Origin of the sequence: Kitasatospora sp. MBT66 (assembly GCF_000710405.2) — a bacterium.
Lineage (GTDB): Bacteria > Actinomycetota > Actinomycetes > Streptomycetales > Streptomycetaceae > Kitasatospora > Kitasatospora purpeofusca.
Genome location: NZ_JAIY01000006.1, coordinates 1515005 through 1522468 on the forward strand (window position 1 = coordinate 1515005; position 7464 = coordinate 1522468).

At 75.1% G+C, this 7464-nt stretch carries 6 protein-coding genes and 1 pseudogene; 1 reads left to right on the top strand and 6 read right to left on the bottom strand.

The genetic code is table 11. The annotated features are described in order from the left end of the window. The 6 genes and pseudogenes from BI06_RS50920 to BI06_RS19250 form a co-directional block, all read right to left on the bottom strand. A pseudogene (locus tag BI06_RS50920) lies at positions 1 to 431 on the bottom strand (hypothetical protein); the annotation flags it as partial. A gap of 102 nt (positions 432 to 533) precedes the next feature. Next, entirely contained in the window at positions 534 to 1535 is a 1002-nt protein-coding gene (locus BI06_RS19230; RefSeq protein ID WP_030398024.1) for an SMI1/KNR4 family protein, read from the bottom strand. Positions 1536 to 1770: 235 nt separating this feature from the next. Then, positions 1771 to 2886 (bottom strand): DegT/DnrJ/EryC1/StrS aminotransferase family protein, encoded by a 1116-nt coding sequence (locus tag BI06_RS19235; protein ID WP_043469361.1) that lies wholly within the window; start codon positions 2884 to 2886, stop codon positions 1771 to 1773. A gap of 132 nt (positions 2887 to 3018) precedes the next feature. Then, entirely contained in the window at positions 3019 to 4149 is a 1131-nt protein-coding gene (locus tag BI06_RS19240) for a DegT/DnrJ/EryC1/StrS aminotransferase family protein (protein WP_233290194.1), read from the bottom strand. A 149-nt stretch (positions 4150 to 4298) separates the two neighbouring features. Further along, positions 4299 to 5279: an NAD-dependent epimerase/dehydratase family protein gene (locus BI06_RS19245; RefSeq protein WP_043469363.1), complete on the bottom strand. Its 981-nt coding sequence runs from the start codon at positions 5277 to 5279 to the stop codon at positions 4299 to 4301. Beyond that, a complete protein-coding gene (locus BI06_RS19250; protein ID WP_082558546.1) occupies positions 5276 to 6556 on the bottom strand; it encodes a Gfo/Idh/MocA family protein in 1281 nt (426 codons plus the stop codon). Before BI06_RS19250 ends, BI06_RS19245 begins: the two co-directional genes overlap by 4 nt. Before the next feature lie 429 nt (positions 6557 to 6985). Here BI06_RS19250 and BI06_RS19255 point away from each other — a divergent pair, with 429 nt between their 5' ends. Further along, the gene (locus BI06_RS19255; RefSeq protein WP_051741262.1) at positions 6986 to 7450 is read left to right on the top strand and encodes a YwqJ-related putative deaminase; all 465 of its coding nucleotides are present in this window, start codon (positions 6986 to 6988) and stop codon (positions 7448 to 7450) included. Positions 7451 to 7464 lie beyond the last annotated feature (14 nt).

Here is a 7464-nt window from a genome sequence, read left to right on the forward strand (position 1 = left end):
ACCCCCGGGGCCGGCGTCCCGGCGGCCGCCGGTGCGCCCAGCCGCTCCGCCTCGGCGGCGAGCGCCGCCTGCCCGGCCTCCTGCAGCCACTGCGGCGGGCTCAGCAGGAAGGACGTCGCCTCCACCGGCCCCGGCGCGGGCCGGGCCGCTCCGGCCGGGTTGGCCGCGACCGGCCGTCCGTACGTCTCCTCGTACTGCCGGACCACCTCGTTGACGGGCAGCGCGGGCCAGAGGGTGCTCGCGCCGGAGTCGCGGGCGATCACCAGCCGGGCCTCGCCCTCGGCCTCGGTCCCGCCCTCGGCGGACTGCACCGCCCAGCAGACGAAGCCGAGGTCGAACTCCCGGACCCGTACCTCGCGCTGCCGCTCCCGGGACACCCCGCCGTTGATCCACTCCTCGGCGAGCTCCTGCGCCTGCGCGTACGTCACCACGCCCGGTTCACCCCTGTCCCCATCGTCCCCGCTCGTTCCACACCGTCGACGACCGGCCGGTCCGTCCGCCGGCCCGTCCTGCGCTCCACCGCGAACGCCACGTCAGCCCACCGGAACGGCCCGGGCGAACCCGCCGTTCACCATCAGCTCGGCGACCGTCTCCAGCTCCGGCGGGCTCCCGGCCAGCCGCAGCAGAAAGGCGTCGAAGTCGTCGCCGCAGGGCAGCAGCAGCCGCTCGACCCGGTCCTCGGGGGACTCCGCGGCGCCGGTGTCGCGGGCGTCGTCGTAGAGGCAGAGCCAGACCGAACCGACCCGGTCGCCGCGCACCTTCAGCGCCAGGATGCCGCCCTGGGCGTACGCGATGCCCAGGTAGTCCTTGGTGAAGTGGTCCCGCAGGCACTTGTTGGCGTAGACGACGTCCTCGGTGCCGTACTCCTCGGTGAGCGTCAGGAACGGCTGGTCGACCAGCAGCCCGAGGTCCGGGTCGAGCGCCACCCCGGCGGGGACGCGGCCGCCGCCGAGCTTGAGGAAGGTCCGGTAGGCGCCGGGCAGCCGGTAGCCCAACCGCTGCTCGGCCCGCTGCACGAGGTCCTCGGGGACGCCGATCGGGTCGCTGCCGTCCAGGGCGAGCGGGAAGTGCACCGCCCGCTTCTCCTGCAGCGGACGGGTGCCGCGCCGGCTGTGGTCGGCGGAGGAGGTGGCCAGTCCGCCGTGGTGCCGCAGCAGCGCCTTGACCTCGACCGGGACCAGCTCCATCCGCCGCCAGCCGGGCGCGGCCCGGCCGACCACGTGGTGCCAGGTCCAGCCGGGCGGGGTGGCGACGGCGGTGTCCAGGTCGGCCCAGAGCGGGTGGCCCTGGGTGAACAGCGCGGCGTTCGCCGAGACGTAGTCGGTCAGCCGCAGCTCGTCGACGCCGAAACCGGCCGGCGGGTCGGCGACCTCGGCCGCCGCGGCGGCGTAGGGGCCGAAGTCCGGGTGGCCGTGCTCGTCCACCCTGACCCCGGCGGGGTGCCGCTCGGCGCGGACCGGATCCGGGAACTGCACCACCTGACCTGCGTACGCCGCGTTCGGTGCGGCGGCGACGCCGGGCCGACCTGTCGTCATCTGGGAGCCCCCACTGGCTGCTGCAAATTCACGGTGCGCTTGTTGGGAACCAGCGTAGGGGGTACCCCTGCGGCCCGGCCCCCCGCCCGGTGGGACCGGACCCGGACCGGCACCGACCGGACACGGGACGGCCACCGGCAGGGCACGGGGCGGCCACCGGCGGGGCGGGGAGGCGGGCGGGGGGAACGGGTACGGGACGGACGTGGGACCGGCGTGGGAGGGACAGGACGCGGGCTCAGGCCGCCAGTGCCTTGGCCAGCGCCTCCACCACCCGCTCCTGCTGCTGGGCGGTGATCTGCGGGAACAGCGGCAGGGTCAGCAGCTCCGCCGCCGCCCGCTCGGCGACCGGGAACGCCCCCTCGCCGTGGCCGAGGTGCCGGAAGGCCGGCTGCAGGTGGACCGGCACCGGGTAGTGCACGCCCGCCCCGATCCCGGCCTCGTTCAGCGCCGCGAGCAGGGCGTCCCGGCGCTCGCCGCCCGCGCCGACCCGGACCGCGTAGAGGTGCCAGACGTGCTCGTTGCCGGGCGCGGTGCGCGGCGGGGTCACGCCGTCCAGACCCGCCAGCAGCCCGTCGTAGCGGACGGCGGCGGCCCGGCGGGCCTCGTTCCAGGCGGGCAGTCGGCGCAGCTTGGCGCGCAGCACGACGGCCTGGAGCGCGTCCATCCGGGAGTTGAAGCCGAACCGATCGTGGACGTACTTGCGGGCCGAGCCGTGGTCCCCGATCAGCCGGACGGCGGCGGCCAGGTCGTCGTCGTCGGTCACCACGGCCCCCGCGTCGCCGTAGGCGCCGAGGTTCTTGCCGGGGTAGAAGCTGGTGGCGGAGATCCGGCCGTGGCGGGCGCGGCCGTGTTGCCGGGCCCCCTGGGACTGCGCGGCGTCCTCCACCACCGGGCGGTCGCCGGCCAGGTCGAGCAGCGCGGCCATCGGGGCGAGCTGGCCGTTGAGGTGGACCGGCAGCAGCGCGACCGCGTCCGCCAGCACCTCGGCGACCCGGGCCGGGTCGATCAGCAGGTGGTCGGGGTCGGCGTCGACCAGGACCGGGCGCAGACCGGCCCGCTGGACGGCCTCCGCGGTGGCGACGAAGGTGTTGGCGGGCAGCACCACGCCGCCGCCGGGCGGCAGGTCCAGGGCGCGCAGGGCCAGTTCGAGGGCGTCGGTGCCGTTGGCCGCGCCGACGCAGTGCCGGGCGTCGGAGAAGGCCGCGTACTCCTCCTCGAAGCCGGCCACCTCCGGCCCCTTGATGTAGCCCCCGCTCGCGAGCACCCGGTCGAAGCCGGCCCTGACCTCCGCCTCGATCTCGGCGTGCGCGGCGGCGAGGTCGACGAGCGGAACGGGCTGGTCGGTGGTCATCCTGTGGTCTCCCTGGGCCGGTCGGAACCTGTCGGTACGAAACCTGCGAGCAGCGGAACGGACGAGCAGCGGAGCGGACGGAGCAGAGGAACAGAGGAAGCAGAGGAGCGGCGGAACAGCGGAACAGCGGCCTCAGCCGAGCGCCGACCGCAGGGCGGCCACCACCCGGTCCTGCTGCTCCTCGGTCAGCGCGTGGTGCAGCGGCAGGATCAGCGAACGCCGGGTGAGCAGCTCGGTGGCGGGCAGCGGGACCCGGGCCGTCCCCTTGTACGGGGCCTCCAGATGGGCGGCCATGATGCCACGCCGGGCGGAGACGCCGGCCTCGGCGAGCCGGACCAGCAGCTCGGCCCGCTCGGGGGCGCCGTCCGGCGGCAGCACCCAGCAGGACTGGTAGTTGGTGGTGCCGTGCGGCGGGTCGTCGACCAGCCGGACACCGGTGCCGACGAGCAGTTCCCGGTAGCGGGCGGCGAGTTCGCGGCGGCGGGCGACCATGGCGGGCAGCTTGCGCAGCTGCACCAGGCCGATGGCGGCCTGGATGTCGGTCATCCGGTAGTTGAAGCCGATCTCGTCGTAGGTCTCCAGCACGCTCGCGCCGCCGGCCCCCGCGTGCCGGTCGGCCGCCGAGACACTCATCCCGTGCTCGCGCAGCCGCCGCAGCCGGGCCGCGAGTTCGCCGTCCCGGCAGGTGACCATGCCGCCCTCGCCGGTGGTGAGCAGCTTGCGCGGGTGGAAGGAGTACGCGGCGAGTTCGGCGCCCGCGCCGACGGGCCGGTCCCGGTACACGGAGCCGGCCCCGCAGGCGGCGTCCTCGACGACGGTGACTCCGTGCGGCCCGACGGCGGCCCGGATGCCGTCCAGGTCGACCGGCACCCCGCCCTGGTCGACCGCGATCACCGCCCTGGTCCGCCCGGTGAGCAGCGGTTCGACGGTGGCGGGGGTGAGGTTGCCGGTGGCCGGGTCGACGTCCGCGAACACCGGTACCGCGCCCGCGTAGGTGACGGCGTTGGCGGTGGCGACGAAGGAGAGCGAGGGGACGACCACCTCGTCCCCCGGGCCGACGCCCGCGCCGATCAGCGCCAGGTGCAGCGCGGTGGTGCAGGAGGAGACCGCGACGGCGTGCTCGACGCCGAGGTGCTCGGCGAAGGCCCGCTCGAAGGCGGCGACCCGGGGGCCCTGGGCCACCCAGCCGGAGCGGACCGCCTCGGCGGCGGCCTCGGCCTCCTCCTCGCCGAGCCAGGGGATCATGACGGGGATGCTGGACACAGGCGTGCTCCGAACGTGGCGCGGACGTGGTCGGTCGACGGGACGCCCGGCCGGGCGCGGACACCCGGCCGGACGCGGACGCGAGCAGGGGCGGCCCCGAGCGGGACCGGAGGAGCGCGGGACCGCGGGACCGCGGCGGCCCGGAACGGCTACTGCTCGCGCCACCAGGCGACCAGCCGGCGCAGGCCGTCGTCGAGGCCCAGTTCGGGCTTCCAGCCGAGGTCGCGCTCGGCGGCGCCGATGTCCGCGAGCCGCCGCACCACGCCGCCGGCGGTCCCCCGGGCCGGGCCGTGCTCGACGTCCAGGTCGCTCCGGTCCATCGCGGTGAGCAGGGCGTCGGCCAGGCCGCGCAGCGAGACCTCACTGGCGCTGGCGATGTTGTAGACCCGGTCGGTGACGGGGGCGGCGGCGGCCAGCAGGTTGGCCCGGGCGATGTCCTCGGTGTAGACGAAGTCCATCGTCTGGGTCCCGTCGCCGAAGATCAGCGGCGGCTGTCCGGCGGCTATCCGCTCCATCCAGCGGATGAACACCTCGGTGTACCGGCCGTGCACGTCCATCCGGGGCCCGTACACGTTGAAGTAGCGCAGCGCGACGTAGTCCAGGCCGGACATGGCGTGGAAGGAGCGCAGCAGGCCCTCGTTGAAGACCTTGGCCGCCCCGTACAGGGTGTCGTTGTTGTACGGGTGGTGGTTCTCGGGCGTCGGGAAGACCTCGGCGAGGCCGTAGACGGAGGCGGTGGAGGAGGCGATCACCTTGCCGACGCCGACCTCGGCGGCGGCCTCGACCACGTCGAAGGTGCCGTCCACCATGATCTCCAGGGCGAGCCGGGGCTCGGTGGCGCACTGGGTGATCCGGATCGCGGCCAGGTGGAAGAGCAGGTCGGTGCCCGGGTCGAGGAGTTCGCGCAGCAGGGCGCGGTCGCGGATGTCGCCGTCCACCACCCTCAGCTGCCCGGGGGCGGCGATCTCGCGGGCGTACGCGAGGTTGGCCTGCCGGCCCCGGACGAAGTTGTCGAGCACGACCACCTCGCGGGCGCCGCCCTCGATCAGCTGGTCCACCACGGTGGAGCCGATGGTGCCGGCCCCGCCGGTCACCAGGCAGCGGGAGCCCTCGATCTGTACAGCGTTCACCGCGTGGCGGCCCTTTCCTGAGCTTCGGACATGGCGGACGTGCCGGGCAGGTCGCGCCCGGCGGACGGTTCGTGGCCGGCGGGCCGGTCGTGCCCGGCGGACCGCTCGCGCGGCTCGGCCGACTCGTGCGGCGTGTGCGGCTCGGCCGGCTCGGAGTCGAGGCCGACGCCCACCGGTACGGTGGCGCCGCCGAGTTCGAGGCTGAGCGAGGCCGCCTCCAGCAGCTGGAGCACCCGCAGGCCGGACCGGCCGTCGGTGAGCGGGGCCCGGCCCTCGGTGATGGCGGCGGCGAACTCGGCCATCACATTGCGCAGCGCCTCCTGCTCGACCAGGGCGGGGGCGACCATCGAGCCGACCCGGTAGGAGATCAGGGCCTGGTGGCGGATCGCGTCGGTCAGTTCGTCCGGCGGGGTGAGGTCCACGCCCCGGTCGTGGACCGCCAGCCGGGCCTGCGGGTTGAGGTCGTCCCAGACCAGGGTGCGCCGCGAGCCGCCGATCATGGTGGTGCGGACCTTGGTCGGCGAGAGCCAGTTGACGTGGCAGTGCGCCAGCGCGCCGTTGCTCAGCCGGACGGTCAGGTAGGCGACGCAGGCCCGGCCGGCGCCGATCGGGTCGGCGCCCTGGGCGGAGACGCCGACCGGCTCCACGCCCGGCGGCAGGACGAAGTCCAGGATCGACAGGTCGTGCGGGGCGAGGTCCCAGAGCACGTCGACGTCCGGCTGGACCAGTCCGAGGTTGATCCGCACCGAGTCGAAGAACTGGACGTCGCCGATCTCCCCGCCGTGCACGAGCTCGCGGATCCGGCGCACCACCGGGGTGTAGCAGAAGGTGTGGTCGCACATCAGCACCAGCCCGCGCTCCTCGGCGAGCGCCACCAGTTCGGCGGCCTCCGCGGCGGAGGTGGTGATCGGCTTCTCCACCAGGACGTGCTTGCCGGCCTCCAGCGCCGCCCTGACCAGCCGGTAGTGCGCGGCGGCCGGGGTGGCGACCGCGACCGCGGCCACCCGCTCGTCGGCCAGCACCTCCTCGAAGGAGGTGGTGGACCGGACGGTGCTGTACTCGCCGAGCACCCGGCGGGACTTCGCCGGGTCGAGGTCGCAGAGCCAGTGCAGGCGCAGCGCCGGCGTCTGCTGCGCGTTGCGGACCAGGTTCGGGCCCCAGTAGCCGGCCCCGACCACCGCGATCCCGATCCGGCGCTCCGGCGCGGGCTGCGGCGGCGCGCCGGGTGTGGGTACGTGTTCGCCGGGCGCCTCGTTGGCGGTTTCCGTGTCAGTCATCGCAAGACCCCCCTTGCTGTGTGGAGCAGGGCACCGGCTCACGGGCGCACGGCCCGGGCCCCCCAGCCCCTCCGACCACAACGACCATGGCAGGCAAAGGAGTTGCCACTTCCACCGGCGACCCCGACCGGACCGCCCGTCCCCTCGGCCCGCCTGCTGGAACGCTACCGGCCGCCACAGTCGCCCGGGGGCGGATTCGGGAAACCCGGGGACGAGTCGTGACGATGCCGTGCGGATCCGGCCAACGTCGCGTGACCGTCCACCGCCAGGGCCTCCGGACCGGGTCCGACCGGCCGTGCCCCGCACCCCGGTTGTGACGTTGTCAGTGTCGTTTGACAGGCTGACCCCTGTCGGCCCCTGCACCACGCGGAGGGCGAGCGGGAGAACGTACGGGAACGCCGGCGGGAAGACGAGGAGGAGAACGACGCCATGAGCACGGGGCAACCGGCCGGACCGCCACTACTGCGCCACCACCGCGACAGCCTGCTGCCCGCCGTCGCCGCCGCGCTGTCGCTGAAGGGCGGCGAGGTGCACACCCTGGCCGGCGCCAAGTCCGACCGCGGCCCCGCCCTGCACCCGCTGGTCGGCGAGTTCCTCGCCGCGCTGCCGCTGGAGCAGCGCGAGCGCTTCACCGGGCGCTGCCCCGAGGCGGTCCTGCTCTCCCAGTACCTGGCCGCGGTGGACGGCCGGCGCTCCAAGCGCGCCGCCCGCAAGCCGATGAGCCTGCACGAGGCCCGCAAGGCGCTCAAGGGCTCCCGGCTGACCACGGTCCGGATCCGCGAGGAGCACGATCCGGCCCACGGCACCCACGCTCCGCCGTGCCGCTCCTGCGCACCGCTGCTGGAGCACTTCACCGTCCAGAGCGTCGCGGTCGGCCCGGCCGCCGCCGGCTGACCCGCCGGCCGCCG

Excerpts from the sequence above, each read along its gene's own strand:
- BI06_RS19230 (WP_030398024.1), bottom strand. The coding sequence starts at position 1,535 with ATGACGACAGGTCGGCCCGGCGTCGCCGCCGCACCGAACGCGGCGTAC.
- BI06_RS19235 (WP_043469361.1), bottom strand. The coding sequence starts at position 2,886 with ATGACCACCGACCAGCCCGTTCCGCTCGTCGACCTCGCCGCCGCGCAC.
- BI06_RS19250 (WP_082558546.1), bottom strand. The coding sequence starts at position 6,556 with ATGACTGACACGGAAACCGCCAACGAGGCGCCCGGCGAACACGTACCC.
- BI06_RS19255 (WP_051741262.1), top strand. The coding sequence starts at position 6,986 with ATGAGCACGGGGCAACCGGCCGGACCGCCACTACTGCGCCACCACCGC.